Origin of the sequence: Streptomyces sp. NPDC006739 (assembly GCF_042869815.1) — a bacterium.
Classification (GTDB): domain Bacteria; phylum Actinomycetota; class Actinomycetes; order Streptomycetales; family Streptomycetaceae; genus Streptomyces.
The window spans coordinates 1-24,682 of record NZ_JBIAGM010000039.1; the positions used below are offsets into that span (position 1 = coordinate 1).

The window sequence follows — 24,682 nt, forward strand, 5'->3', positions numbered from 1 at the left end:
GGCGCCCGGATCTCGGCCGGGAAGTTCGGCAGAGTCGACAGATCATTACCGAAACTCGCCGTCTCCGAAGTGAAACGATCCCCGGTGAGCTGCATCCCGTCACCGGAATCCCCCGCGAACCGAATGATCACCCGGTCCAGACGCCGTACGTCCTTCACGGGCGCCGTCCCCGTCTCGGGCAGCGCGGTCATTTCCACAGACATACGTAGGTCGGCTCCTGTCGGTCCGTGACGAGTCTCGCGGCGGCACCGGATAGTGCGTCCACCTGGGCCCGAGGCTAGTAACGGCCGTTAGAGGGCCACTCGCGCAAGGCTCTTCCACCGGTGATTGCCAAGCTCGGTCATTTTCGTTGGCAACATTGAGCAGAAATCGACTCGTTCCTCAGCTATTCACGAGATCTGTTTGTCAATCTTCTTGGCAAGAGGTTGCCAAGAAGCACACGCCGAACGACCGCCGAGGAGCCCGCCATGAACCGCATCGCCGCCACCACCACCGCCGCCGGCCCGACCGTCGACTGGCCGGCCACCACCGCCGCCCGCGTCGACTGGCCGGCCGCCGGTCCCGTCGACTGGCCGACGGCCGCCGCCCTCTGATCCGCGCCCGGGCAGCCGCCCGCCCCCGTGGCGCCCCCGCGGACCGCCGTGCCGTCACACCGCGGTGCCCGAGCCCGTGGCGGACGGGGCGAGGGACTCGGCGAGGATGCGCCAGATCTGCGCGGCGAGGTCGATGTTCGCGTCGGCCTGGGCCTGCTCGGCGAGGGCCCGCAGCCCACGGATTCCGCTGTCGTCGCCGGAGCGGATGCACAACTGGTGGCGCAGGATGTCCATCTGCACGCGCTCCCGGTACGTCATCCGGTTCTCGGCCCGGGCGAGTTCGCCGAGCAGGGCGCGGGCATCGTCGTACCGGGCGGTGACGAAGGCGAGGTCGGCCTTGAGCGCGATGAGCTGCTGGAGGAGTCCGGGTGTGCCGACGAACGCGAGCGCCGACTCGGCCGCGGTGACGCAGCGCTCGGCGGCCTCGGGGTCCGGCGGCGACTTCTCCAGGTGCAGCCGGCCGGCCGTGAGCCTGAGCCTGAGCCACAGCACCAGGTCCTCCCTGCTGGCGAACTTCTCCAGCGTCTCCTCCAGGTAGACCTGCGCGGCGGTGTGATCGCCCTGGCGGACGCGGACCACCGCCGCGGTCCACAGCGCCTCCGCCCACAGTGCGTCCGACCGGCCCGCGACCAGCTCGACCAACTCGTCGGCGTGCGTCCGGGCGTCCGGGGTCCGGCCCCCCTCGCCCTCCACCGAGATCAGGGCCAGCAGCACGGCCGCGCGGTCCTCCACGTCCAGGTCGTCCTCGCGGGCGAGGTGGTGGGCGGTCAGCGCGGCGTCGAGGGCGTCGTTGATGTCGCCCAGCGAGCGCAGGCAGCGGGCGAGCCGGGTCAGCCCGCGCACCCGCAGCGCGGTCAGCCCGACGCCGTCGCCGAGCCGCACCAGCTCCTCCAGGTACTCCCGTTCGCCCCGGTGGTCGCCCTGGAGCCGGCGCTGCTGGGCCAGTTGCCACAGCGCCTGCCAGCGCAGCACCGGCGCCTCGTGGCCCTCGGCACCCAGGGCCTCGCGGAGCGTCTCCATGGCCGTCTCGGAGCCGGTGGAGGCGACCAGCGACAGCGCGTTGGCGAGCGAACCTCCCGCGGGCTCCTCGAAGTCGGCCACGTCCAGACCGAGCCGTTCGGCGAGGTAGGCGACGGCCCGTTCGGTGGGCTGGCGGGCGCCGGACTCCAGCCGGGAGAGGTATCCCGTGGACATGCCGTCCCCCGCCAGCGCGGTCTGGGACAGCCCACGGGACTGGCGCAGTTTCCTCAGACGACCACCGAAAGCGGGCTGCTGCAGCATGTGATCATTCCCTGGGGCCGGACGAGTGGGGGCGGCCACGGCGGGACGGGCGGCCACCGAAGCCGCAACGAGCGTAGGGGCGGGGCAAGAGCCGGGGCAATGTTTTGCCAGCCGCCGCGCCATGAACCTCGTGCGAACCTCACGTGGCCCTCATGCGTTCCTCGAGCGGTCCTTTACCGGTGCCGGGCACCATCTCCAGCGTCAGTGGCAGTGCCTGCGCACCAGCCCGCCATAGGTCACGGGAGCCGCTCCCGTTCCATGCCACGGGAGGCGTAGTTGAAGCAGCCGGTTCCCGCCCTCGAGGGCCGCCGGGGGCGACCAGGTCCGATGCGCGGCACATCCTCCGACGACGACATCGACTGGCCGGCCCTGCAGGGGGCCCTGCGTCACGCGGCGAACAGGTCGAACGTCGAGGAGTGGCGGGACCCCGCCAGCACGTCCAGCTGTGGATCGACGGCCAGCATGGCCTGGTGCATGCGCTGCAACTGCGGCGAGGGTTCCACGCCCAGTTCGTCGATGAGCCGCATGCGCAGCCGGCGATAGACCTCGAGCGCGGTGGCCTGCCGGCCCGACCGGTACATCGCCACCATGACCTGCGAGTGCAGTCCCTCGTGGTGCGGATGGCGGGCGGTCAGCTCGGTCAGTTCGGCGATCAGCTCCGCGTGCCGGCCGAGCCGCAGGTCGGCGTCGATGCGCCGTTCCAGGGTGACCAGCCTGCTCTCCTGCAGCCGCATCACCTCGATGTCGAGGACCGGTCCGAGTTTCACGTCGACCAGCGGAGCGCCGGTCCACAGATCGAGTGCCGCGCGGAACCGCGCCGCGGACACCTTGTCGTCCCTCTCCTCGAAGGCCGCCTGTCCCTGCCGGACCAGTTCCTCGTACTGGTGCACGTCGACACAGCTTCTGTCGGTCTGCAGCAGGTATCCGCCGTGCCGCGTGACGAGGACGTCCTTCGCCCCGGTCGGCACGCCCGGCCCCATGGCCGTACCGAGCCGTCTGCGCAGTTGGAGAATGTAGGTCTGCAGGGTCGTCAGCGCGCTCGCCGGGGGTTCGGTCCCCCAGAGTTCCTCCATCAGCGTCGGAACCGGCATGACCCGCCCCGGATACAGCGCCAGCAGCGACAGAACCTGCCGCGGCTTACCAGCCGTCGGAACGATCGATCCCCCGTTGACCTCGGCACTCAACGGACCCAGAACCTGAATCTTCATGGTGTCCTCCCCACTTCGTCGAGTTCCTCGCCCAGTTCCATTCGTTGGCCAGAAATCTGCGCCGCTCCGCACGCTAGGCCGTGTCCCCGCCCCCGGGCGTTTTTCTGTAGTGGGGCTCTAGCGGCACTCCAAGTGGGGTGTTGTAAAGGGCGCCCGCGACTTCACCCCGCCTCGCCCGCTTTGCCCACTATTGGACTGACAGGGTGGTGCGCGCGCCGCCCGGGCCCGTATGCCCCGGGTACGGCGGTGATGGCTGCTAGCTTCGCGAGCTGTCGAGGGGTCCCGGGTGTCTCGAACCGAGGCGGGGCCATGGCCATGAGCTGAGGCGAACGTGACTGGTACGAGGGAAAATCCGGGGATTCCGACGGTTGCCCCGCTCAAGCGCAGGAGTTTCCTGGCATCGGCCGCCTTGGCGGCCGGCGCACCGGTCGCCGCCTCCGGTCCCGCACAGGCGGCAACACAAGCGGCGGCACAGGCGGCGGCACAGGCGGCGCAGGCCGCAGCGCAGCCGGCGAGTGGGGCGCTCGCCGCGCCCGCCCTCGGTTCCGTGGCGCGTCTGCTGGCCGTGCCCGAGGACGGTCGCGGCGTCGAGTGGCTCAGGTCGGCCCTCCAGGTGGCCGTGGCACTCGAACTCGCCACCATCCCGCCCTACCTGTGCGGCTGGTGGTCCATCGAGGACCGTGGCAGCGAGGCCGCGCGGCTGATCCGGCGGATCGTCGGCGACGAGATGTACCACATGGGCATCGTCTGCAACCTGCTCGTGGCCGTGGGCGGCCGGCCGAGGATCAAGCAGGCCGCACACCCCTACCCGGGCCCGCTTCCCGGCGGCGTCCGGGCCGGGGTGACCGTGTACCTGTCGGGCCTCACCAGGTCCTTCGTGCACGACGTGATGATGGCGATCGAGGCCCCCGAAGCGCAGTCGGTCCGTGGCGCGAACGCCTCCCCCAGCGTCGGTCTCTTCTACGGCGACCTGGCGAAGGCGTTCCGGACGGTGGCGCCGGAACTGTCGGTGAGGGGACAGCTGTCCTCGCAGATCGGCCCCGACCTGCTGGAGCCCGTCCAGTCGCCCGACGACGTCGAGCGCGCCATCGAGATCATCAGGGAGCAGGGCGAGGGCACCGCCGACTCCCCGGCCGAACCCCTGGACGACGACTTCCCGGCCCACTACTACGCGTTCGGCGAGATCTACCACGGCCGGGAGCTGCGCGAGGCCGACGACGGCAGCTGGGAGTACACCGGCGCACCCGTCCCCTTCCCCCGGGCACGCCCGATGGCCCCGGTCCCGCCCGGCGGCTGGACCAACCCGCCGGCCAGGGTCCGGCAGCTCCTGGACCGCTTCGACGCCACCTACCACGCGCTGCTGCACGGCCTCGACGACGCCTGGGCCGGCGGCGGCCAACGCGCCCTGAACGCTGCCGTCCACACCATGCGGGGGCTGGAACATCCCGCCGTGGAACTGATGGAGACCCCCATCCCCCACGGCCGGGGCACCTACGGCCCCGAGTTCCGCCCGTTCTGAGCTGACCGGAGGAGAGCGGACCGGAGGAGAACGGACCGGAAAAAGTTTTTCCGGTCCCCGGTCACATTCGCACGCGCCGGTCCGTCAGTGCTGTGAAGACACCAGCCAGACACCAGCCAGGCCGAAGCGAAGGACCGCAGCCATGACGAACACCTCCCTGTCCCGGATGCCCAACCCGGCCGAGTTCGTGCCGGAGCTGAACGACGTCAGCGCCGCCCTCTTCCGGGCCACCGGCAACCGCTCCGTGCCCCGCACCACCATGAACCTCATCCACCTGCGGGCCGGCCAGATCGTCGGCAACACCTATCTGACGGTTCTGAACACCGGTTTCCTGCGCAAGGCCGGGGAGTCCGAGGAGCGCATCACCGCCGTCTCCTCCTGGATGGACGCCCTGTGCTTCACCGACGCCGAGCGCGCCGCCCTGGCCCTGCTGGAGGCCACCCTCCAGCCCGCACCGCACGGCAAGGAGCGCGTCCCCGACGAGCTGTACGCCGAAGCGGCCAGGCACTACGACGAGAAGGCACTGGCCACCCTGACCATCGCCATCGGCCAGATCAACTTCTACGTCGCCCTCGCCGTCATCGGCAAGCCGCAGCCGGTCGGCTCCCTGGCGGACGAGCAGTGGGACTGACCTGTCCCCCGGCGGCGCCCGGTGTCACCCGCTCGGCGTGCCGATCCGCAGCCGGTTGCCGTCCGGGTCGCGCAGCTCGACCTCCCGCGCCCACGGGAGGTCCCTGGCCCGCACACCGAACTCGGAGGCGACGGCGTCGACGTCCCGCACGCGCAGGTAGACCAGCGTGTCGGGGCGGGCGTCGCCCTGGTGCTCCGACAGGAACAACCGCACCCCGCCCCGGGCGACCTCGACGAACGCGGGAAGCCCCGGTTCGAAGCGGTGCTCCCACTGCTGGGTGAAGCCCAGTCGCTCGTACCAGGCGGACGCCGCCGCGGCGTCCGCGACGCGGAGAATGGGAATCGCTTCCTCGTCCATGCGGCTCATCGTCGCAGACCTTCCGGCGGGGCGGACCTCGTTCGACGCGGCGGCAGGGGCGTCAGAAGTCCAGTTCCAGCTGCTCCAGGTCCGTGAACTCCACCGACAGGCCCTGGGCGCGGCGGCCCGCGTCACGGAAGTACATCTCGCCCAGCCCCTCGGCCAGGATGGTCCGCAGTTGCTGCTCGGTGGCGCCGGCGTCCTGGGCCGCGAAGAGGCGGGCCGCGTACTCGGGTGGCAGGGCCTGGTTGACGTGGCGGACGCGGGGGTCGTCGGTGGTGCCCGGGGCGGCGGTGAAGCCGAAGCGGGCCCGGGTCGACACGAAGATGCCGTCCGTGGTGGCCGCCCGTTGCCGTGCCCGCTCCCGCACCCGCGGCTGCCAGCGTCTGCGGGCCTCGGCCGTCAGCCGGGCGGCGAGGTCGGGGCGGGGGCGCTTGAGCTGGCCCTTGACGTAACGCTCGACCGTCCGCTGCGAGATGCCCAGCAGGTCGGCCACCGCCCGGGTGCTCTTGAGCTGCCGTACCAGGAAACGCATCTGGGCCTGCGCCGACTTCGGCAGCGGGCGCGTGAAGTGCCCGGCGACGGCCTCGTCGAGAGTGTCCCCGATATCGACCATCGCGCCCGTCCCGCTCTTTCCTGATCCCGCCGGTCCCGCCTGTCGGGGCAGACGTTACCCGTCCGGGCCGCTCGGCCCGTGGTCCCGGTCTCAGACGACGTGGAGGCGGTGTCCCACCGGGCGGGCCGGGCGGGCGCGTTCCTCCCGTACGACCTCGCGCAGGGCCTCGGCGAACCGGGTGATGTCCTCGGGTGCGTTGTCGTGGTGGACCGAGACGCGCAGGGCCGTGGCCGGGCCGAGGGGGTCCGCGAGCAGCGGCGTCTCCTGGGCCACCGTCTTCCACACCGCCACGCCACGGGCCGCGAGCCTGCGCCGGATCAGGGCGGAGGGCAGGTCCGGGTGGTGGAAGGCGAGGACGGCCGACTGCGCCCGGCCGGGGGTCAGGAGTTCGATGCCCTCGACGGCCTCGACCGCGGCGCGCAGGGCGGACAGCAGGTCCTCGCGGGCGGCCGGTACGGTCCGGGCGTGCTGGGCCAGGGATTCGTTGAACGCGGCCACGGCGGCGGTGGCGGGGGCGGCGGGGGCCGGGGTGAAGCCGTCGGAGGCGAACTCGCCCAGGCCCAGGTCGGCGACGGCGCGCACCAGGTCGGCCTCGGCGCGGTCGGCCTCGGCCTGCTCGGAGCGCAGGTGCGGGTCGGCGTAGGCGAAGCCGACGGAGCGCGGGCCGCGCAGGAAGCGCCAGGCGTCGCCGGTCAGCAGCCGGCAGCCGATGCGCCGGACATCCACGGGGAGCTGTCCCACGGAGTAGGCGGCGTCGACGGCGTACAGGCAGCGGTGCGGGGCGAGGAGGCGGCCGATCTCCTCGACGGGGGCCACGATGCCCCGGGTCGCGGGGACGTGCGCCACGGAGACGAGGGCCACGTCGTCGTCGATGTGCTCGGCCATCCAGTCCAGGTCCAGGTCGCCGTCGGGGCGCAGGGGCACGACCTCGATCCGGCAGCCGGTGCGCTCGCGCAGGGCGTGCAGGGTGCCGAGGTGGGCGGCGCTCTCGTAGGGAGTCGTCCAGACCCGGTGGTGCCGGTCCAGCGGGAGGCGCGAGACGTAGGCGTCGTACGCAGCCGCTCCCGTGGTGAACAACTCGGTGCTGCCCGACGGGGCGTTGAGCAGGTCGCCCAGGCGCTGGTGGATCTCGGTGTGTACGACGCTCTCGACCCGCTCTTCGAGTTCGTGGGCGCCGTAGTGGTCGTCGAGGCGTACGCACTCGGTGAGGACCGCCCGTGCGGAGGCGGACATGCGGCCGAGGCCGGCCGTGTTCAGGTGGACCGTCGCTGCGCGGTGGTACGTCGGCGCGTTCATTTCCCGGGGCCTCCCTGTCGACTGTGCCAGCGTTTTGCCAAACTGCTTGGCAACAGATTGCCTACAGAGAATGGGATTTGGCAATACGAGTTCCAGCGAGGCTCTAGGTGAGGCAAACCTGTTGCCGTTCATTGCCAGCAGGTTGCCAGATTCGAGCAGAAATTGAGCACATCCCGAGCAAATCCCGAGTCAGCGCTGCCAATCTTCTTGGCAGAAGGTTGCCAACACGGAACGCAAAACTTGTCACAGAGGAGTCGGTCATGAAGGTTCTCGTTCGCGCCCTGGTCATCACCACCGCCGCCATCGCCGCCGCGCTCACCACCGCGGGTGCCAGCTCCGCCGCCGAGAACATCGGCTGGCCGACCGCCCCGGCGACCACCCGCGCGGTCGCCGCCGACGACCCCTCCATCGGCTGGCCCAAGGCCCCCACCGCCGTAGTCGCCGACGACGGCATCGGCTGGCCGAAGGCCGGTACCGCGGTGGTCGCCAGTGACGGCATCGGCTGGCCCACCACGACCGCGGTCGCCACCGACGCCCCCGGCATCGACTGGCCCAAGGCCGGTACCGCCGTCGTCGCCAGTGACGGCATCGGCTGGCCCACCACGACCGCGCACACCGCGGCGGTCGCCACCGGCGACCCCTCCATCGGCTGGCCGACCGTCGCCGCCGTCTGACAGGTCGCGTACGCCCGCAGCACCGAGAAGCCCCCGCCGGCCCACCTGGGCCACAGCGGGGGCTTCGGTCGTCGTAGGCCACCGGCGAACAGGGCGGCAGAGCCCTGACCGTGAAGTCCCGCTGATCTACCGGGAGTCGAGCGAGGCGGCCGACCTCACCACCTGAAGGACCGACGAGACCCCTGGCCGAGTCCGGAGCGGCGGCCCTTCGCGCGGTGTGGTGTCGAGGGTGGTGGCGTCGGGGGTGTGAGAGCCGGGGGTGTGAGAGCCGGGAGGGTCAGGAGGCCGGGCGGAGCTGGGACAGGGCCTCCGCCAGGATCCGCCAGATCTCGGCGGCGAGGTCGATGTTGGCGTCCTGCTGGGCCTGCTCGGCCAGGGTGCGCAGACCCGTGATGCCGCTCTCGTCACCCTCAAGGACGCGCAGCTGGTGGCGGAGGATGTCCAGACGGGTGCGTTCGCGGTAGGTCATCAGGAGTTCGTCGCGGGCCAGTTCGCCGAGGTGGGCACGGGCGTCGTCGTAGCGGCCGGCGATGAAGGCGAGGTCCGCCTTGAGGGCGGTCAGCTCCTGGCGGAGGGCCTCGGTGCCGACGTAGGCGAGCGCCGGTTCGGCCTCGTCGATGCAGCGCTCGGCGGCCTTGGGTTCGGCCGGGACCTTCTGCAGGTGCAGTCGGCCGCCGGCCAGCCGCAGCCGGACCCACAGGGTCAGGTCCTCGCCGCTGGAGAAGTCCTCCAGGGCCTGTTCCAGGCAGTGTTCGGCGCCGGTGTAGTCGCCCTGGCGCATGCGTACGGCGGCCGCGGTCCACAGGGCCTCGGCCCACAGGGTGTCGGACCTGCCGTCGACGAGGGCGGTGAGTTCGTCGGCGTGGGCGCGCGCGTCCGGCAGCCGGCCGGCCTCGGTCTCCACCGACACCAGGGCGAGCAGCACCCCGGCCCGGTCCTCCACGCCGAGTGTCGCCTCGCCCGCCAGGTGGTGGGCGGCCGTCGCCGCCTCCAGGGCGGCCGGGATCTCACCGAGGGAGCGCAGGCAGCGGGCCAGCCGGGTCAGCCCACGCACCCGCAGTTCGGGCAGCGCGACCTCGTCGCCGAGCCGGACCAGTTCCTCCAGGTGCGCGCGCTCGGCGTGGTGGTCGCCCTGGAGCCGGCGGGACCTGGCCAGCAGCCACAGTGCCTGCCAGCGCAGTACGGGCGACTCGTGGGCCTCGGCGTCGTAGGCCTCGCGCAGGGTCTCGACGGCCGTGTCGGAGCCGGTGGAGGCGGCCAGGGTGAGGGCGTGGGCGAGGGAACCTCCCGCGGGCTCCTCGAAGTCGGCCACGTCCAGGCCGAGCCGTTCGGCGAGGTAGCCGACGGCGCGTTCGGTGGGCTGGCGGGCGCCGGACTCCAGCCGGGAGAGGTATCCCGTGGACATGCCGTCGCCGGCCAGCGCGGTCTGGGACAGGCCACGGGCCAGGCGGAGCTTTTTCAGACGGCGACCGAACGCGGGCTGTCGCAGCATGGGCCAATCCCTGGGTCTCTGGGGCGCGGTGAGGCGCTGTGGGGGCGGCTTTCGGTATCGGTTGACGTTCGAGAGTAGGACTCCCGGCAACACCCCGGCAAACCTTTGCCAGGTGCTGTGTGCGGCTCTCCGGCAGCGCTCTCGCCGGGCTCTGGCACACCTTGAGCGTTTCTCGTGCGGTTCAGGCCAGGATCTCGATCGACCATGCCAATTGTCCGTTCTGACAGGGGAGTTCGTCGATGAACCACTCGGTGAATCGCTCGGTGCTCGCGCCCCGGCTGGAGACAGACGACGACATCGGGTGGCCGCGACTGCGAAGGGGGCCGCGCCGGCCGGGGTCGCCTCAGCCGAACTGCCGTATGCCCGCCTCGAACGCGTAGATGGCGGCGTGCACCCGGTTGCGCAGGCGCAGCTTGTGCAGCAGGTTCTGCACGTGCGACTTGACGGTGTGTTCGGAGACCGTGAGGGAGGTCGCGATCTCCGCGTTGGTCAGACCGCGGGCGATGAGTTCGAGCACCTCGCACTCGCGGTCGGTCAACCGGTCCGGGTGCACCGAGGAGACGCGGGGGGCGGCCGGGGCGGTGTGCGGGGCGCCGGGTACGAGGGTGTAGCCGGCGGCGGTGAGGACGACGGCGGAGGCGACCTGGGCCGGGGTGGCGCTGGTCGGCAGCTGTCCGCGGGTCACCGTCCAGCGGCCGGCGTCCGGGCTCGGGCCCGCTCCTGCGACCGGGCCGCCGAGGACCAGTACGCCGACGGCGTCACCGGCCTCGCGGTCGACGAGTTCGCGCTGGTCGGCGGTGAGTGAGCCGTGCACGACCAGGACGTGGGGGCGCAGGGTGCGCAGGGCGCCGGGGAAGCGGACGTCGGGTGCGGCCTCGCCCGCGATCCGGATGCCGCTGTGGTTCTCCAGAAGGCTGCGGATGCCGACCCGGGCCAGTGGGTCGTCCCCCACCACGAGGACCCGTACCGGCGCCGTCGGGTCCTCGTCGGACGCGGGGGCGGCGACGGCGGACGGGAAGGGCGGAGCGGGTGGAGAGGGCAGGGAGGGCAGGGAGGGGAGCACGCGCAGGGTCGCCTGTCGCTCGTCCATGGCCGTCCTCCTCACGCTGGGCGACAGCCACCGTAGTACCGGCGCACGGCCGTTCCGATCCGCCTCCAGCGGGTCACGAGCGCTCCCCGGCCGGCTCTCGGGCCGTGGCCGTACGGCCGTTACCCCGCCGGGGACGGGACGGTGCGCACGGGCACCAGGAAGTCGTGGTACTCGGTCACCTCGCCCCGCGTGTCGAAGCGGATCTCGGCGATGAGGCCGCGCGGGGAGCCGTCGTGGGTCACAGTGGCACGCAGGGTGACGCGGTCCCCCTCGGCGAGGACCAGCTCGTACTCCGGCTCCGGGTGACCGGTGGCGACCAGGGCGCGGGCGAGTTCCTTGTTGCGTTCCTGGACGGCGCGGTCGGACAGGAGACGGGAGAGCGTCCCGCTCAGGGAGTCGTGCATCGTCACAGCCATGTCCGGGCCTGCCTTCCTCACGGCAATGGGTGGCACGAGCCTGCGGGGCGCGGGTGGAGGAGCGTTGGAGCGGCGGTGCAGCCGTCGGGCCACGGCGGCAGGCCCCGGGCAGTACACCTAGGGCAGGATCTGGCGGGGGCCGACGCCGGGGTGGCCGGGGCGGCGCCACTCGCGTGGGTAGCCCACCGAGACCTCCTCGAAGCGCACGCCGTCGTACCAGGTGGTGCGCGGGATGTGCAGATGGCCGTAGACCATGGCCCGCACGGGGAAACGGATGTGCCAGTCGGCGGTCAGTTCGGTGCCGCACCACTGGGCGAACTCGGGGTGGTGCAGGATCCGGGTCGGGTGGCGTACCAGCGGATAGTGGTTGGCCAGGACGAGAGGCAGCCCGGGGTCGAGTCCGGTGAGCCGGGACTCGGTCTCCTTCACCCGGTCGCGGCACCAGGCGTCGCGGGTGGGGTAGGGGTCGGGGTGCAGCATGAACTCGTCGCTGCACACCACCCCGGATTCGTAGGCCCGGTCCAGGGACTGCTGCTTGGTGCGTGTGTCGGGGGCGCGGAAGGTGTAGTCGTACAGGAGAAAGAGGGGGGCCACGGCGACCGGGCCGCCGGGGCCGTGCCAGGTCGGGTAGGGGTCCTCGGGGGTGAGGACGCCGAGGGCGCGGCACATGTCCACCAGGTAGTGGTAGCGCTCGGTGCCGCGCAGCTGGACCGGGTCGTCCCGCGGCGTCCACAGTTCGTGGTTGCCCGGGGCCCAGAGCACTTTGGCGTAGCGGTCGCTGAGCAGCGCGAGGACCCACTCGATGTCCTCGGACATCTCGCCGCAGTCGCCGGCGACGACGAGCCAGTCGGCGTCCGAGCGCGGTCGCATCTCCTCCACGATCGTCCGGTTGTCCGGGAACGCGACATGCAGGTCGCTCACGGCCCAGAGTGTCGGGTGCTCCCAGTCCGGCATGAGCCGACCCTAAGACGCGAAGGTCGTCGCGGAGAAGTCGTGGCCCGTGGCCGGGGCGGGTTCGAGACAGCCCGCCGACCTGGTGATATGTGCTCCGGTGGGACTCTGCCGGCGAGCCGGGTTCAAGGGTGGTTCGAGCGGTCCGCGAGGGTGCCTCGGGATCAGCGCGCGGTTCGTCGCACCGCTCACCGCACCGTTCATCGCACGAGCGCGGACAGCAGCGCGTCGGCCGTGTGCCGCAGCGCGGGAGGCAGCGGGAGGGCGGGGTCGGGCCAGTGCGGGTGCTCGGCGGCCTCGACGCCGTACACGAGCAGTCCGGCCGGGGTGACGCCGTCGGCCCTGCTGCCGCGGGCCGCGCCCGCGCCGGTGAGGAGGAAGACGGCCGCCGCGGCGAGGGTGCCCGCGACCGCGGCGGAGCGCTTCATCAGGGCACTCCTTCGTGGGTACCCCCGCCTTTAGGCGGAGAGAAAGTCAACGGATGTCCTTCGGCGGAGCGGCGCGCGGGCGGACTGCCTCCGGGAGCGTGCCCCGGTACGCTCCACCGACACTCGACAGCCGCTGGAGCCGCTGCTGCCGCTGGAGCCGCTGCTGCCGCTGAGCCGCTGAGCCGCTGAGCCGCACGACGGTGCGCCTTCGGGCGCACGCCCTGTCGAGTCTGTCGAACTGGTATGCCATCAGGGTCGTTTGCCACCATGCATACGGGTCGCTGGTCGGCGGTTTCCGTCCGGCCGGACCCGCGCGATCCACGATGAGTCCGAGCCATGGAGACGGGGAACCCGACGTGAGCATGCAGACACCGGTCGAGACCAACGCGTGGATCCGCCGCTTCCGGCCGGTACCGGAGGCCCCCCACCGCGTGGTCTGCTTTCCGCACGCGGGCGGCGCCGCCACCTTCTACCTGCCGCTCTCCCGGGCCCTGGCGCCCAAGGCGGAGGTTCTCGCGATCCAGTACCCCGGGCGGCAGGACCGGCACACCGAACCCTGCCTGACCAGCGTCGCGGAGCTGGCGGACGCGCTGGCCGAGCAACTGCGGCCGTGGCTGGACCGGCCGGTCACCTTCTTCGGACACAGTCTGGGCGCCTCGGTCGCCTTCGAGGTCGCCGCCCGGCTCCAGGCCCGCGGCTCGGCCCTGCACACGCTCGTCGTCTCCGCCCGACGCGCGCCCTCGCGGATGCGGGAGGGGCGGGTGCACCTGATGACCGACGGCCAGCTGCTCGAGCACCTCGTCGGGCTCGGCGGCACGGACCGGCAGCTGCTGTCCGACCCGGAGCTGATGCGCATGCTGATGCCCATGATCCGTGCGGACTACCGGGCGGCGGAGACCTACCGGTGCACCCCCGGTACCACGCTCGACTGCCCGGTCCTCGCCCTGGCCGGCGACCAGGACCCCCAGGTGACCCCCGAGGAGGCCGCCGCCTGGGAGGAGCACACCACCGGGTCCTTCGCCCTGGAGACCTTCTCCGGCGGCCACTTCTACCTGCTGGAGCACACCGGCGGGGTGGCGAGGGCGATCGCCGCCCGTCTCGACTGACCGGACGTCCGAGCCGGTCGCGCCGGACGCGGCGGACGCGGCGGACGCGGCGGACACGGCGGACACGGCGGACACGGCGGGGTGTCGGGGTGTCGGGGTGTCGGCTCAAGCCACACCCCACCACCGCGAGTCATGATGAATCCCCGGCCGGGCACACCCCCTCAGCCCCGGCTCGTGGCCCGCGGATCCCGAGACGTCCTCCCACCCGTCAGGACGCCCCGGGATCCGCGCACGTCGGGCGGCCGCGGGCCCGCCATGACCAAGCGGGATGGGAGTCGCCTCATCCCATCCCGCCCGTGTCCCCCTGGTGGCGCTGCAACCCCCGCCAGCCGCAGCCCCAGCCCCTGTGCCCGCCGTCTCCCCTGCCTCGGCCTCAGGCCGGGAACAGGTCGAACGTCGACGTCCGTCGCGGTCCCGCCAGCACGTCCAGCAGCGGGTCGACGGAGAGCATCGCCTGGTGCAGCCGCTGCAGCTGCGGCGACGGCTCGACGCCCAGGTCCTCGATGAGTCTGCCGCGCAGTCTGCGGTAGACGTCGAGCGCGGAACTCTGGCGCCCGGAACGGTAGAGGGCCACCATCACCTGGGAGTGCAGCCCCTCGTGCTGCGGATGGCGTGCCGTCAGGTCCATCAGCTCGGCGATGACCTCGGCGTGCCGCCCCAGCCGCAGGTCGGCGTCGATCCGCCGCTCCACGGTGACCAGGCGGCTCTCCTCCAGGCGCATCGCCTCGATCTCGAGCACCGGCCCGAGCCGTACGTCGACGAGCGTCCGCCCCCGCCACAGCCCCAGCGCGGTCTTGAACCGGTCCGCCGCCACCTCGTTGTCACCGGCCTCGAACGCGGCCTGGCCCTGGCGGGCCAGCGTCTCGTACCCGTTCACGTCGACCGCGTCGTCCGGGATCTGCAGCAGGTACCCGCCGTGCCGGGTGGCGAGTACGTCCTTGGCGCCGTGCTGCGCCCCGGTCCCCATCGCGGTGCCGAGCCGCCGGCGCAGCTGCAGGATGTACGTCTGCAGTGTGGTGAGCGCGCTCTGCGGCGGGTCCGAAGCCCAGATCTCCTCCATCAGGGTCGCGACCGGCACCACCCGGCCGGGATACAGCGCGAGCAGCGCCAGGATCTGCCGCGGCTTGCTGGCCGTGGGAACTATCGACCCTCCGTCGACCTCGGCGTTCAACGGTCCCAGAAGCTGAATCCTCACGCGACCCTCCCCGTTGTTCGTCCGCTTCGCGCCACCTCTCGTGGCCAGAAACCTGTGACGAAAAGCAAGCTAGCCGGGCCCTTGCCCCCTGAGCGCTTTTCTCCAGCGGTGCTGTAGCGGACTTCCACATTCGATGATTTGTGCAGGTTTTCGATCATGCCTACGAGACGAGCAACTCGTCCTCTTCGTCCCGTTCTTCTCCCACCGGTTCGGGCAGCGCCACGGCCAGCGGCGCGGAACGCGTCCAGGGAAAGCCGTGGTGCAGCTGGAGCACGGGCGGCCGGCCCTCGTCGGCCTGGACCGCCACGGCGACCAGCACGTCGGGCACCGGCTCCAGCTCCAGGAAGCTCCACCGCCCCGTCGCGTCGTCCTCGGGCGGCCGGAAGTCGAGCACGCCCCGGTCCGCGTCGAGGATGAAGGCGAAGGAGTCGAAGGGAAGCCCCAGGCCGAGCCCGCGCGCCTTGGTGTAGGCCTCTTTCAGCGTCCACAGGCGCAGCACCCGCCGCTGCCGGGCACCGCTCCCGCGGGCCCGCCCGATCCATGCCTGCTCCTCGAGCGTGAAGGTGTGCGCGATGGTGTCCAGGGACTGCGCCTCGCGGTCGAGCCGCTCGATGTCGACGCCGATGCGCTGGCGCCGTACGACGCCCAGCAGGTTGTAGCCGCCGGCGTGCGAGAGGTTGAAGTCGAGCTGCTGCCCGCCGCGTGGCAGACCGCCCTCCGGGTACTGCAGGAAGGGTCTGCCGCGCGGTGAGCGCCAGATGACCAGTTCGGGTTCGACCAGGCCGGCCTCCATCGCCAGCGCCCGGCGTACCAGGGTGTGCGCCACCGTGTACTGCCGCCGGTCGCGTTCGAACATGAACCGGCTCGCCGCCTCCTTCTCCTGTCCGTCCAGCCAGTTGGCGGCGAGCACCCCGGCGATCTCCGGCGGCAGGTCCTCGTTGGCGCACAGCCAGAGCTTGACCGGCGCCTCGGCCCGTGCGGCGCCCCCGCTCACCGGACACGCTCCGGGGTGTCGCCGTACCACAGCGGCCGGCGGATCAGCGCGGTGGAGGGCAGGGCCACCACCCGCCCCGGCGGCCGGGCCACGGCGGTGATGTCGACGCCGGCCAGCCACAGCCGGGTGAGCTGCTCGTGCCGGCGCGCCCGCCACAGGGCGCTCAGGTAGTCGCGGGTCTCGGGCAGTTCGTCGACGAGCGGCACCTCGGCCGTGCGCGTGCGCAGGTCGACGCCGCGTACACCGGTTGGCCCCTCCCCCGCCTGGCGGGCGAACTCCTTCAGCACGGCGGCGAGTTGGGCTGCGTCTTGTACGGTCACGGCGAGCCGGCAGTCCTGGGCGCGGCGCCCCGCCCGCAGTTCCGCGGCCACCTCGGCGAGCGTCGGCCGCTCCCGCCGCGCCTCGTGCAGTGCCCCCGCCCACAGGGCGAGGCGCCGGGCGGTGGCCACCAGGTGCTGGGGGGTCGGCGCGGACAGCAGCACCAGTTCCTCCGCACCGCCGAGCGGTCGCCGGCGCGGACCGCGCTCCTCGAACTCCGGGAAGTCCCGCTCCTCGTAGTCCTCGACCACGACCTGCCCGCAGACCCCGCCGCGTCCGTGCACGGTGACCGAGGCGCGGCGCGGCAGGGGCGCGCCGTTGGCGTCGCGCGGGGTCCAGGGCACGGGGCGGGCGCCCGGCTGCTCGGGTGCCAGGGTGTGGTGGCGCAGTTGCAGTACGGTCCGGGTGAGCGCGGCGACCCCGGTGGCGGCGCCCGCGTCCCCGACGCAGCGGCTCACGGAGTGCGGGGTCTCCCACAGGGTGATCTCGGCGAGGTCGATGCCGGTGGTGGCGCGGGCCGTGCGGGCGAGCCGGTCCTCGGCCGTGGAGATGTCGCCGAGGCCCTGGTGGACGACGGCGCTGGAGCGGATGACGGCGTGCACGGTGTCCCCGTCGGCACGTGCCGCGCCGAGCGGCTTGAGCAGCATCGCGCCCACCGCCTCGCCCCCGCCGGGCGCCTGCCGGGCCGGGTGCAGCCGCAGGTCGACGGCGCCGACCAGGGCTGCCGCGCACTCCCCGGACCGCAGCGCGGCCAGCGCCTGGTGGACGGCGGCGAGGAAGGAGGACTCGGCGGTGTCCACGGTGTGGCTGGGGCCGCGCAGGTCCAGCAGCGCCGACAGCCGGTTGGGCAGCCGCCAGTGTCCGCCGGTGAGCTGCCCGGCGCCGCCGTCGGCGGCCAGCACGGCGTAGTCGGCGGAGCTGATGGCCGCGTAGACGCCGACGCTGCGGGGCTCGCCGTCGGCGGCGGTCAGGGTCTCCAGGCGCACACCGGTGTAGCCGGCGCGTTCCAGGGTCTCCCAGGCGACCTCCAGGAAGAGCCTCTCCTGGGGGTCCATCAGGGCGGCCTGTTCGCCGGTCAGCCCGAAGAACTCGGGGTCGAACGCGTCGGCGTCCTCCAGGAAGTGCCCCCGGCCGTCTCCGTCCGCGGTGGCGCGCCGCTCGGGCGGGACGCAGGAGGTGTCCCGGGCCTGGAGCACGCCGAGCCAGAACGCGTCGAGGTCCTGGGCCTGCGGGTAGCGTCCGGCGAGGCCGATGACGGCGTAGCCGTCCTGCGCGACCGCCGGTTCGTCGCCGCTGCGTCCGCGCGGCACGGGCAGCCGGACCGGTCCGGCCGGCCGGACCGCCTCCACCGCCCGCTCCTGCCGCGTCTGCGGCTCCGGCCGTGTCCGGGGTGCCTCACGCAGGGCCCCCCGCAGCAGTGCGATCGCGTGCCGCCGGTCGAGGGTGCCGGCCTTGTAGCGGGTGAGTATCTCCCTGTTGTCCATGCGGCTGTGCGTCCGTCCTGTGTCAGGCGCGGGCCGCCAGCAGCGCCACTGCCTCGTCGACGCTCAGCACGTCCTCGCGTACGGCGTCGAGCAGGGCCTCCAGGTCCACGGGGGCCGGCGGCTCGGGTGACGCGGAGGAGGCGCGGAAAGCGGGGGAGGCGAGGGAGGCGACGTGGGCGGCCAGGGCGGCGAGGCTGGGGTGATCGTGGAGCACGGAGGCGTCTTCGGCCAGTGCGTAGGTGTGGTTGACGCCGGCGAGGAACTCGGCGGCGAGCAGGGAGTCGAGGCCCAGCGCGGCGAAGGCCGCCTCGGCGTCGATGCGCTCGGGCGCCTGGTGCAGGAGCCCGGCGAGCTGTCGCCGCAGTTCCTCGATCACGGGCGCGGGCGCGGCGGCGGGCCGGGTGTCCGTCGCCCGCTCGGGACGCGGTGGGCCCGTCTCCCCGCTCACGTGCCGGGCGAGCGCACCGAGGGTGGGGTGCTCCAGCAGGACGGCGGGGCTGAGACCGAGGCCGTAGCGGCTGTTGAGCGCGGCGACGAAGGCGACCGTCAGCATGGAGTCGAAACCGAATGCCCTGAAGGGCTGTTCGGGGTCGACGGCCTCGGGCTCGAGCTTCAGCATTTCGGCCAGCACCGCCTGGAATCCGGCGAGCACCTCTGCCTCGGCGGCCGGTAGGACGTGCTGCCCTGGTGTGCGTACGCCGCTGGTCATCGCGGTATCCCCCATTCCGGTACCGAACTGTCGTACGTACCGGAAGTGTGCGATTGTCAGCCATTCACTCGCATCGCCGTACGAGGTGAAGGCCGGGGGCCCGCGCTGGCTCGCGCGAGGGAGGCGGGAGGGACGGTCTCAGCACAAAGAATGAGAGGCGTCCGGTTCCGCGCCCGGCACGGACGCGGTCAGCCGGCCCTGACGAGGTCCTCGTCGTCCAGCGCGATCCCCACTCCCCGGGCGGCCGCGGACGTGCCGTCGGCGGTGGCCGCCAGCAGGGACTTGTGCAGCCGGCTCAGTCGCGTGGAGGGCTCCAGGCCCAGCTCCTGCACGAGGGTGGTGCGCAGGCGGCGGTAGACGTCCATCGCCTCACCGCGCCGGCCGGAACGGTAGAGCGCGATCATGAACTGGGCGTGCAGGTTCTCGTGGGTCCGGTACCGGCTGGACAGCACGGTCAGTTCGGCCAGCAGCTCGCGGTGGCGGCCGAGCCTGAGGTCGGCCTCGATGCGCTGGTCGAGGGCGCACAGCCGGCTCTCCTCGAGCCGCTTGACCTCCATCTCCAGCTGCATCCCGGGCTGCACTCCGGCGAAGGCGGTGCCGGTCCACAGGTCGAGGGCCTCGCGCAGTGCGCGGGCGGCGGCGGGGAAGTCCCCGGCGTCCATGGCCCGGTAGCCGGTACCGGCGAGCCGCTCGAACTCCCGGACGTCACTGACTCCGTCGCCGCTGACCAGCATGTAGCCGCCGGGCGCGGTCACCAGTACGTCCTTGGGAGTGCGTGCCGGCATGCCCTCCGGGTCCTTGAGCAGCGCGGTGGCGATGAGGTCGCGCAGCTGAAGGACGTACGTCTGCAACGTCGTCCGCGCGCTGCGCGGCGGCCTGCCCGCCCACAGCTCCTCGACGAACACGGCGAGGGGCACCACCTGATCCGCGTGCAGCGCCAGCAAGGCCAGCACCTGACGGGGCTTGCGCGCCGTAGGGGTGATCGAGACCCCGTTCTCCCGCACGTCCAGCGCACCCAGAACGTCGATGTCCACGTCGTCCGCCTCCCCTGCTGTTTCGCGGCACTAGGCTCCACGATTAAAAAACAGCACAGACGGTTTGTCAAAGCCCCAACTCGACTCCCTTAACAGATTTTTCACCCGTAAATCTACATAACGGTCACACAAATCACCCCTGAACGCCCCCGAAAAAGACCACCTCATGCTCCGTCGGGCGAGGGGTACTGCCAGCTGGTCGGTGCCTGGTACGCCGCCGGGCGCCCCCACCACCACGAGCCGCTCCGCCGCGACTTCGCGTCCCGCGATCCGGTGCGTGCCTGCAGGCCGAGCAACACGACGGTGAGAGCGGCCAGTTCCTCGGCGCTCGCCCGCCCCCGCTCGACCCGCACGGTGAATTCCGCGTCCACGGTCTCCCCGGGACGCTCGGCGATCTCCGCATCGCTCATGACGGCCTCCTCCGGCTACCTGGCCACGGTTCGCCAAGGCGCTAAAGGAACGCTCGGATGCCACTGATCCCTACGAACATGATGTCCTGAGACATCACAGAGGCGGAGAGGGCAGGATTCGAACCTGCGTGGGCCCCGAAAGGCCCGACCCTGAGCTGAGCTCCGGTCCCCGATCAACCACTCCGGGCACCTCTCCCCGTGTCCGGCCCGGTCTCCCGTGCCGTTCACAAGTAGAACTCTGCCAGCAGGGGCTGACACCCGACTGACCGGCCACTGACGCCACCCACGCCCCTATTACGCCGTAATAGCCCCGGCCCGGCGGCCCCAGCGGCTATTACGGCGTAATAGCCCGGCCCAACGCCCCGCCCGCCCACGTGCCCGGACGAGGCAGATGCGCAGGCCCCCTACGACCGTCCTGCCAGCACGGACCGCAGCCCCGCCACCAAGGCCTCCGCGCTCTCCCCGGCCCCGCCGACCCCGGTCATGACCACGATCGCCTCCTCCCCGCCGGCCACGGTGCGCGCGATCTCGTACGCCGTCATGGCGCCGGGCCCGCAGCCGCACAGCAGCAGCCGGCCGCCGTCGGCCGACGACTCCACCAGAACGGCCGGCAACGCGCGCGGAGCGCCCTGGCAGCGCAACTCCACCACACGTTCCGGGCCGTCGTAGCGGCGTACGAACTCGTCGTGGGCGCCGGGCACCACGCCCTCCTCGGCGACCAGGCAGATGACGTCCGCGCCGGGCTCACCGAGCCGCAGCGTCGCCAGCGCGGGCCGGCCGGTGACGGCGGGGCGCGGGGCGGCACTTGGCACCTCGGAGTCGTCCAGCACCCGCAGCACCTGCCCGACGGTGGTGTGCGTGTCGGGGAAGTCCGCGAGTGCGCACAGCAGCCGTACGCACTGCGACAACGCCTGCGTGGCGTCGGCGTCGCTCAGCACCTCGCGGTCGTAGAGCGCGGTGAGGGCGAGGCCGCCGTCGGGTTCGTGGCGGGCGACGAGCGTCACCGCAAGACTCGTGTCACCGCCCACGAGGTGCGGTACGTCGACCCGGATGCCCTCGACCTCCAGCTGACCGCGCACGGCGGACGGCAGTTCGGGCCGGCTGTCGAAGACGAGCGTGGTCTCCATCGGCCGGCCGTCCGGGACACCGTCACCACCCCCGTCGTTCCACTCCCGGACCAACTCGTCCGACACCCACGGATAGGCGGCCATGTCGAGCACCGCGTCCCGCACCTGCCGTACCAGCGCGCCGGCCGGCGCCTCGGGATCGACGGTGACGGTCAGCGGCAGCGAGCCCCCCAGCAGCCCGGGCGCGTCCGCCGCGCCGGGCAGGGCGATGTCCCGCCCGGACATGTAGACCCCGAAGCTCACCTGGACCGGCCCGGTCGCGCCGGTGGCCCGGTGCAGCAGCAGCGCCCACACCATGTGCAGCGCGCTGCTCTCGCCCGCGCCCCAGCCGGCCGCCCACGACCGCAGCCGCAGGGTCTGCGCGGACCTGAGCCGGCGCCGCACCTGCGCGGAGCCGCTCTGTCCGGTGGGTGCGCCGGGCCGCCCGGGGCTGAGCGCGGCGCCCCGGGGCGGTGCGGCACGCAGCCAGAACATCTGGGCCGCGTCGGTGCTCTGCCGGGCCAGCCAGCGGGCGTGGTCGCGCACGTCGGGCCGCCGTTCGCCGCCCGGCAGCGCCCCGCCCGCGAGGTAGGCGCGGTAGAACTCGCGCAGCAGCACATGGACGGCCCGCTCGTCGAGGAGCGCGCGATGGTAGGTCAGCAGCACCTGGGTGGACGGCCCGGCGGCGGTCCCGGGCACGTCGTCGAGCAGCGTCAGCCGCAGCAGCCCGGCACGGTGCAGCTCGAACCCCTGCAGCCGGTCGCGTTCGACCACGTCGTTCCAGGACAGGGCGGTCCGGGAGTGCCGTACGACATCGACGGCGGCCCGCTCGTGCAGCACCAGGCGCGGCCCGGCGACCCAGTCGAAGGAGGCGCGCAGCACGGACTCACGGTCGACCACCGACTGCCAGGCGTCGACGAACCGGGCGGTGTCCAGCGGGCCGTCCCACTTCCAGGTCAGCTGCTCGACGTGCCGGCCCCGGTCGCGCTGCCGTTGGGCGGCCTCGCGCACCAGCCCGCGCTGGGCTCCGCTCAGTGGCACCGTCTCCGCCCCGGCCGGCATGACCAGCAGGTCGGCGAGGAGTTCCGGCGGCGGATGGGCCGGACCGTTCCCGGTGTCGTGCGGGACGAGGGTGAGGGTGTGGTGGCCGCCGGCATGGCTGTCGAGGGCGACCGAGAAAGAGCGGTGGCGTTCGACGACTCGGGCGGCGACCCGTTCGGCCTGGGCCGGGGTCAGCGGTCCGCGCAGTTCGAACACCTCGGGGGAGGCCGGGTTCGTTCCGCATGTCCGGTGGATCGCGCACAGGACGGTGCCCGACACCGAGTGATGGCTGCTCATCCACTGTCCCGGGCGCCCTGATCCACCGCCACGGCGGGGACGCGGCCCCCTGCCCCCCTTCTCACCTGTGCGTCTCGATGTCGTCCCGGTCCGCCTGACACGGCGGACGCGGGCGTGCCCGGTCTCCCTCCACGGTTCCTCATTCCGTCATCCGCTGCCGGACGTGCCTGGTCGGAAGCGTAGGGCCGTTCCCGGCCCGCCCTCCGGTTCCTCCAGCGAGGATGGAGCGGTGCTCGATCGGACCGAGACCGGCCGGTCCAGCCGGTGGGCCTCGCTCACCACATACCCGTCCTGCACCAGGTGCGTGGCGAACTCCCACTGCCCGGCGTCGGGCGCCCCGGTGAGCAGGGTGTGCCCGGCTTCGTCGTCGCGGAAGCCGACCTGGGAGAAGCGGCGGCGCAGCCCGTATCCCACGGCCTTGGTGTACGCCTCCTTCAACGTCCACAGCCTCAGCATCCGGGCCCGGCGTTCCTCCTCGGGCAGTTCGGCCAGCGCCCGCGCCTCGGCCGGCGTGCACACCTGCTCGCCGAGCAGGTCGAAGGAGATCTCACGGCCGGCCGGTTCGGCGTCCACGCCGACCGGGCCGGTGCGGCTCACGCCGACGACGAGGAGTTCGTCGGTGTGGCTCAGGCTCAGTTCCAGTTCGCCCTCCCAGCCGCGTACGGCGGGCCGGCCACCGGGCTGGTAGGAGAAGTCGACCTCGGCCGCGGGCACCTCCAGGACGGCGGCCACGGTGTGTTTCATCAGGTAGCGGGAGGCGGCGAAGCCCAGCCGGCTCTCCGCCGCGCCCTGCTGCCGGTAGCGCGGCCAATCCCGGGCGAGCAGGGGGCGCAGCCCGGGGTCGAGCAGCGCGGCCGGCGCCCACACGCCCCAGGTGGTGTGCACGACGGCCCGACCCGCCACGCCGAATCGGCTCTGCAGCTCGTCCCACGGCCCGTCCGGGCCCGCCAGGTACAGCGGCTGCGCCGACACGGGCGCCTCGACGCGTGCGGCTTCCGCCGCGTCCCGGCCGCTCACCACGGGATCCTGGTGGCACGGAGGTCGAAGTCGACGCCCTGGATATTTCGGGCCGCCAGTTCCGCCGCTACGTCCGCCCGGGCATCGGGTACCGGCCCCGCCGGCGCGATGCCCAGCCGCTGTGTGAGGCGGGTGAGCGCCAGTAGCGCCCAGGACGGGTCGGCGAGGAACCGGCTGCCGTGGTGGGCGGCCGCGTCGTGCGTCCCGAGTACCGTGCAGGCGAGCAGGAGCTGTGCGTGCCGGTCGGCCAGTGCCCGGGACGCGGCCGAGTCACCCGCGCGTGCGGCGCTCCGGCCGGGCGCGTCGAGCAGCCGCCGCTCGGCCAGCAGCCGCCGGGCGGCCCGGGCGAGTCCGGTGGCCGGATGGGCGGCAACGCCGTCCGCCACATGGGCCGCCGCACCGGTGAGGAGGGCGCGCAGCGCCGCCTCGCAGTCGGCGGGCCCCTCTTCGGTGCCGCTGTCGGCGTGCCGCTCCAGCCGGAACAGTACGGCGCCCGCCCGGCCGCCGTCGCCCTCCGACCCGGCGGCCAGGAAAGGCAGTTCACGGCCGAGCGCGGTCCGGCGGGCCGCCGTGGTGCCGGCCGCCTCCATGACGTACGGGATGTCGCCCGCCACCTTCGCGCACAGCCGCATCTCCAGGTCTCCGGGCTCGTACCCGCCCTCGGTCAGCGCCAGGACGACCTCGTCGAGGATCTCGCCGGCCAGGACCGGCACCACACAGCCGGCCGCGGCCCGCAGCGCCCGGCCGGTGTCCGCGGGCAGCAGCGTCGAGCGCAGCGCGGCGGTCGTCAGGCTCTCGCAGGCCAGCAGGTCGGCGAAGGCCCCGGCCAGCGTGGGCCCCCGGCCCGTCCCCCGGTCGTGCGGCCCAGCCCCGGCGACGGCGCGGAACGCGGTGCGCACGGCGGTGCCGACGGCAGCCGTCAGCGCGGCGGGACCGAGCAGCCGGGTCAGCTCCACCGCCCCGTGCCCGACCACCGCCCCCCGTGCCGCCTGCGACCCGCCGTCGCCCACCGCGAGCAGTGCCTCGCTGACGCAGGCGTATCCGGCGGCCAGGTCACGGCGCAACAGCGGGCGAAGCGCCCGTACCAGCAGGTCGGCATCGGTGAAGCGGCCGCCCCGGGCGGCCGGCAGCACCTCGACGGCGACCAGCGGACGCAGGCCGGGCAGCCCCCGGGTGCCGGACGCGGCCAGGGCCTCGAAGCCATAGGGGTTGCCCGGCTCGCGCGGGTCGCCGAGCAGTTCCTCGAGTCGCCGGGCGCGCAGGAGTACGTCCGCGGGCAGGGGCCCGGCGGTGCGCGGGGACGCCTGGCCGTGCGGCCGGGGCGCGCCCGCTTCACCGTGCTCCAGGAGCGGGCCGTTGCGGGTGGGGCCCATCGGGGGGTACCTCCTCGAAGTCGTCTCCGCCGCCGCGACCGGCGCG

General features: G+C 72.9%; 25 protein-coding genes. 5 read left to right on the top strand and 20 right to left on the bottom strand.

Translation table 11 applies throughout. The annotated features are described in order from the left end of the window. Positions 1-191: hypothetical protein (locus tag ACFYMM_RS40265; protein ID WP_388396743.1), on the bottom strand; the 191-nt coding region annotated here is incomplete at its 3' end. A 276-nt stretch (positions 192-467) separates the two neighbouring features. On the opposite strand from ACFYMM_RS40265, the gene ACFYMM_RS40270 reads away from it, so the two are divergent. Beyond that, positions 468-593 carry a hypothetical protein gene (locus tag ACFYMM_RS40270; RefSeq protein WP_388396746.1) on the top strand — a complete coding sequence of 42 codons (126 nt, stop codon included), beginning with the start codon at positions 468-470 and terminating at the stop codon, positions 591-593. A 54-nt stretch (positions 594-647) separates the two neighbouring features. Here ACFYMM_RS40270 and ACFYMM_RS40275 read toward each other — a convergent pair whose 3' ends face one another. Together ACFYMM_RS40275 and ACFYMM_RS40280 are read right to left on the bottom strand one after the other, a co-directional pair. Then, positions 648-1,874 carry a helix-turn-helix domain-containing protein gene (locus ACFYMM_RS40275; RefSeq protein ID WP_388396749.1) on the bottom strand — a complete coding sequence of 409 codons (1,227 nt, stop codon included), beginning with the start codon at positions 1,872-1,874 and terminating at the stop codon, positions 648-650. 386 nt (positions 1,875-2,260) lie between these two features. Then, positions 2,261-3,082, bottom strand: coding sequence for a BTAD domain-containing putative transcriptional regulator (locus ACFYMM_RS40280; RefSeq protein ID WP_388396752.1), 822 nt, complete (start codon positions 3,080-3,082; stop codon positions 2,261-2,263). A 409-nt stretch (positions 3,083-3,491) separates the two neighbouring features. Between ACFYMM_RS40280 and ACFYMM_RS40285 the strand changes: the two genes are divergently transcribed. Both ACFYMM_RS40285 and ACFYMM_RS40290 read left to right on the top strand, forming a co-directional pair. Then, positions 3,492-4,601 (top strand): ferritin-like protein, encoded by a 1,110-nt coding sequence (locus tag ACFYMM_RS40285; RefSeq protein ID WP_388396754.1) that lies wholly within the window; start codon positions 3,492-3,494, stop codon positions 4,599-4,601. Between the two features lie 142 nt (positions 4,602-4,743). Further along, positions 4,744-5,232 (top strand): carboxymuconolactone decarboxylase family protein, encoded by a 489-nt coding sequence (locus ACFYMM_RS40290; RefSeq protein ID WP_388396757.1) that lies wholly within the window; start codon positions 4,744-4,746, stop codon positions 5,230-5,232. 24 nt (positions 5,233-5,256) lie between these two features. On the opposite strand, the gene ACFYMM_RS40295 is transcribed toward ACFYMM_RS40290, so the two are convergent. The 3 genes from ACFYMM_RS40295 to ACFYMM_RS40305 all read right to left on the bottom strand — a co-directional run bounded on the left by ACFYMM_RS40295 (position 5,257) and on the right by ACFYMM_RS40305 (position 7,501). Continuing rightward, on the bottom strand, positions 5,257-5,589 hold the full coding sequence (locus tag ACFYMM_RS40295; RefSeq protein ID WP_388396759.1) for a glyoxalase superfamily protein: 333 nt from the start codon (positions 5,587-5,589) through the stop codon (positions 5,257-5,259). A 61-nt stretch (positions 5,590-5,650) separates the two neighbouring features. Further along, entirely contained in the window at positions 5,651-6,205 is a 555-nt protein-coding gene (gene tpg, locus ACFYMM_RS40300) for a telomere-protecting terminal protein Tpg (RefSeq protein WP_388396762.1), read from the bottom strand. A gap of 90 nt (positions 6,206-6,295) precedes the next feature. After that, positions 6,296-7,501 carry an aminotransferase class V-fold PLP-dependent enzyme gene (locus ACFYMM_RS40305; protein WP_388396764.1) on the bottom strand — a complete coding sequence of 402 codons (1,206 nt, stop codon included), beginning with the start codon at positions 7,499-7,501 and terminating at the stop codon, positions 6,296-6,298. A gap of 260 nt (positions 7,502-7,761) precedes the next feature. Between ACFYMM_RS40305 and ACFYMM_RS40310 the strand changes: the two genes are divergently transcribed. After that, positions 7,762-8,175, top strand: coding sequence for a hypothetical protein (locus ACFYMM_RS40310; RefSeq protein ID WP_388396767.1), 414 nt, complete (start codon positions 7,762-7,764; stop codon positions 8,173-8,175). A 277-nt stretch (positions 8,176-8,452) separates the two neighbouring features. Here ACFYMM_RS40310 and ACFYMM_RS40315 read toward each other — a convergent pair whose 3' ends face one another. From ACFYMM_RS40315 to ACFYMM_RS40335, 5 genes are all read right to left on the bottom strand, one after another. Continuing rightward, entirely contained in the window at positions 8,453-9,667 is a 1,215-nt protein-coding gene (locus tag ACFYMM_RS40315; protein ID WP_388396770.1) for a helix-turn-helix domain-containing protein, read from the bottom strand. A gap of 343 nt (positions 9,668-10,010) precedes the next feature. Further along, entirely contained in the window at positions 10,011-10,757 is a 747-nt protein-coding gene (locus tag ACFYMM_RS40320) for a response regulator transcription factor (protein WP_388396773.1), read from the bottom strand. A gap of 119 nt (positions 10,758-10,876) precedes the next feature. Next, positions 10,877-11,173, bottom strand: coding sequence for a hypothetical protein (locus tag ACFYMM_RS40325; RefSeq protein WP_388396775.1), 297 nt, complete (start codon positions 11,171-11,173; stop codon positions 10,877-10,879). 117 nt (positions 11,174-11,290) lie between these two features. Then, positions 11,291-12,127: a metallophosphoesterase family protein gene (locus ACFYMM_RS40330; protein WP_388396777.1), complete on the bottom strand. Its 837-nt coding sequence runs from the start codon at positions 12,125-12,127 to the stop codon at positions 11,291-11,293. 197 nt (positions 12,128-12,324) lie between these two features. Beyond that, complete coding sequence (locus ACFYMM_RS40335; protein ID WP_388396780.1) at positions 12,325-12,552, bottom strand: hypothetical protein; 228 nt, start codon at positions 12,550-12,552, stop codon at positions 12,325-12,327. Between the two features lie 362 nt (positions 12,553-12,914). On the opposite strand from ACFYMM_RS40335, the gene ACFYMM_RS40340 reads away from it, so the two are divergent. Further along, positions 12,915-13,658, top strand: a complete 744-nt coding sequence (locus ACFYMM_RS40340; RefSeq protein ID WP_388396873.1) for a thioesterase II family protein — start codon at positions 12,915-12,917, stop codon at positions 13,656-13,658. 373 nt (positions 13,659-14,031) lie between these two features. Here ACFYMM_RS40340 and ACFYMM_RS40345 read toward each other — a convergent pair whose 3' ends face one another. The 9 genes from ACFYMM_RS40345 to ACFYMM_RS40385 form a co-directional block, all read right to left on the bottom strand. Next, on the bottom strand, positions 14,032-14,853 hold the full coding sequence (locus ACFYMM_RS40345) for a BTAD domain-containing putative transcriptional regulator (RefSeq protein ID WP_388396783.1): 822 nt from the start codon (positions 14,851-14,853) through the stop codon (positions 14,032-14,034). Positions 14,854-15,013: 160 nt separating this feature from the next. Beyond that, positions 15,014-15,847, bottom strand: a complete 834-nt coding sequence (locus ACFYMM_RS40350; protein ID WP_388396786.1) for a 4'-phosphopantetheinyl transferase family protein — start codon at positions 15,845-15,847, stop codon at positions 15,014-15,016. After that, positions 15,844-17,649 carry a polyketide synthase gene (locus ACFYMM_RS40355; protein WP_388396789.1) on the bottom strand — a complete coding sequence of 602 codons (1,806 nt, stop codon included), beginning with the start codon at positions 17,647-17,649 and terminating at the stop codon, positions 15,844-15,846. The genes ACFYMM_RS40350 and ACFYMM_RS40355 overlap by 4 nt, the downstream gene beginning before the upstream one ends. A gap of 22 nt (positions 17,650-17,671) precedes the next feature. Continuing rightward, the gene (locus ACFYMM_RS40360; protein WP_388396791.1) at positions 17,672-18,358 is read right to left on the bottom strand and encodes a phosphopantetheine-binding protein; all 687 of its coding nucleotides are present in this window, start codon (positions 18,356-18,358) and stop codon (positions 17,672-17,674) included. Positions 18,359-18,546: 188 nt separating this feature from the next. Beyond that, on the bottom strand, positions 18,547-19,392 hold the full coding sequence (locus ACFYMM_RS40365; RefSeq protein WP_388396794.1) for a BTAD domain-containing putative transcriptional regulator: 846 nt from the start codon (positions 19,390-19,392) through the stop codon (positions 18,547-18,549). 164 nt (positions 19,393-19,556) lie between these two features. Further along, complete coding sequence (locus ACFYMM_RS40370) at positions 19,557-19,802, bottom strand: acyl-CoA carboxylase subunit epsilon (RefSeq protein ID WP_388396797.1); 246 nt, start codon at positions 19,800-19,802, stop codon at positions 19,557-19,559. Positions 19,803-20,206: 404 nt separating this feature from the next. Then, entirely contained in the window at positions 20,207-22,246 is a 2,040-nt protein-coding gene (locus ACFYMM_RS40375) for a condensation domain-containing protein (RefSeq protein ID WP_388396800.1), read from the bottom strand. Between the two features lie 147 nt (positions 22,247-22,393). Beyond that, positions 22,394-23,263, bottom strand: a complete 870-nt coding sequence (locus ACFYMM_RS40380) for a 4'-phosphopantetheinyl transferase family protein (RefSeq protein ID WP_388396801.1) — start codon at positions 23,261-23,263, stop codon at positions 22,394-22,396. Next, entirely contained in the window at positions 23,260-24,636 is a 1,377-nt protein-coding gene (locus tag ACFYMM_RS40385) for a hypothetical protein (protein WP_388396804.1), read from the bottom strand. The genes ACFYMM_RS40380 and ACFYMM_RS40385 overlap by 4 nt, the downstream gene beginning before the upstream one ends. Positions 24,637-24,682: the final 46 nt, after the last annotated feature.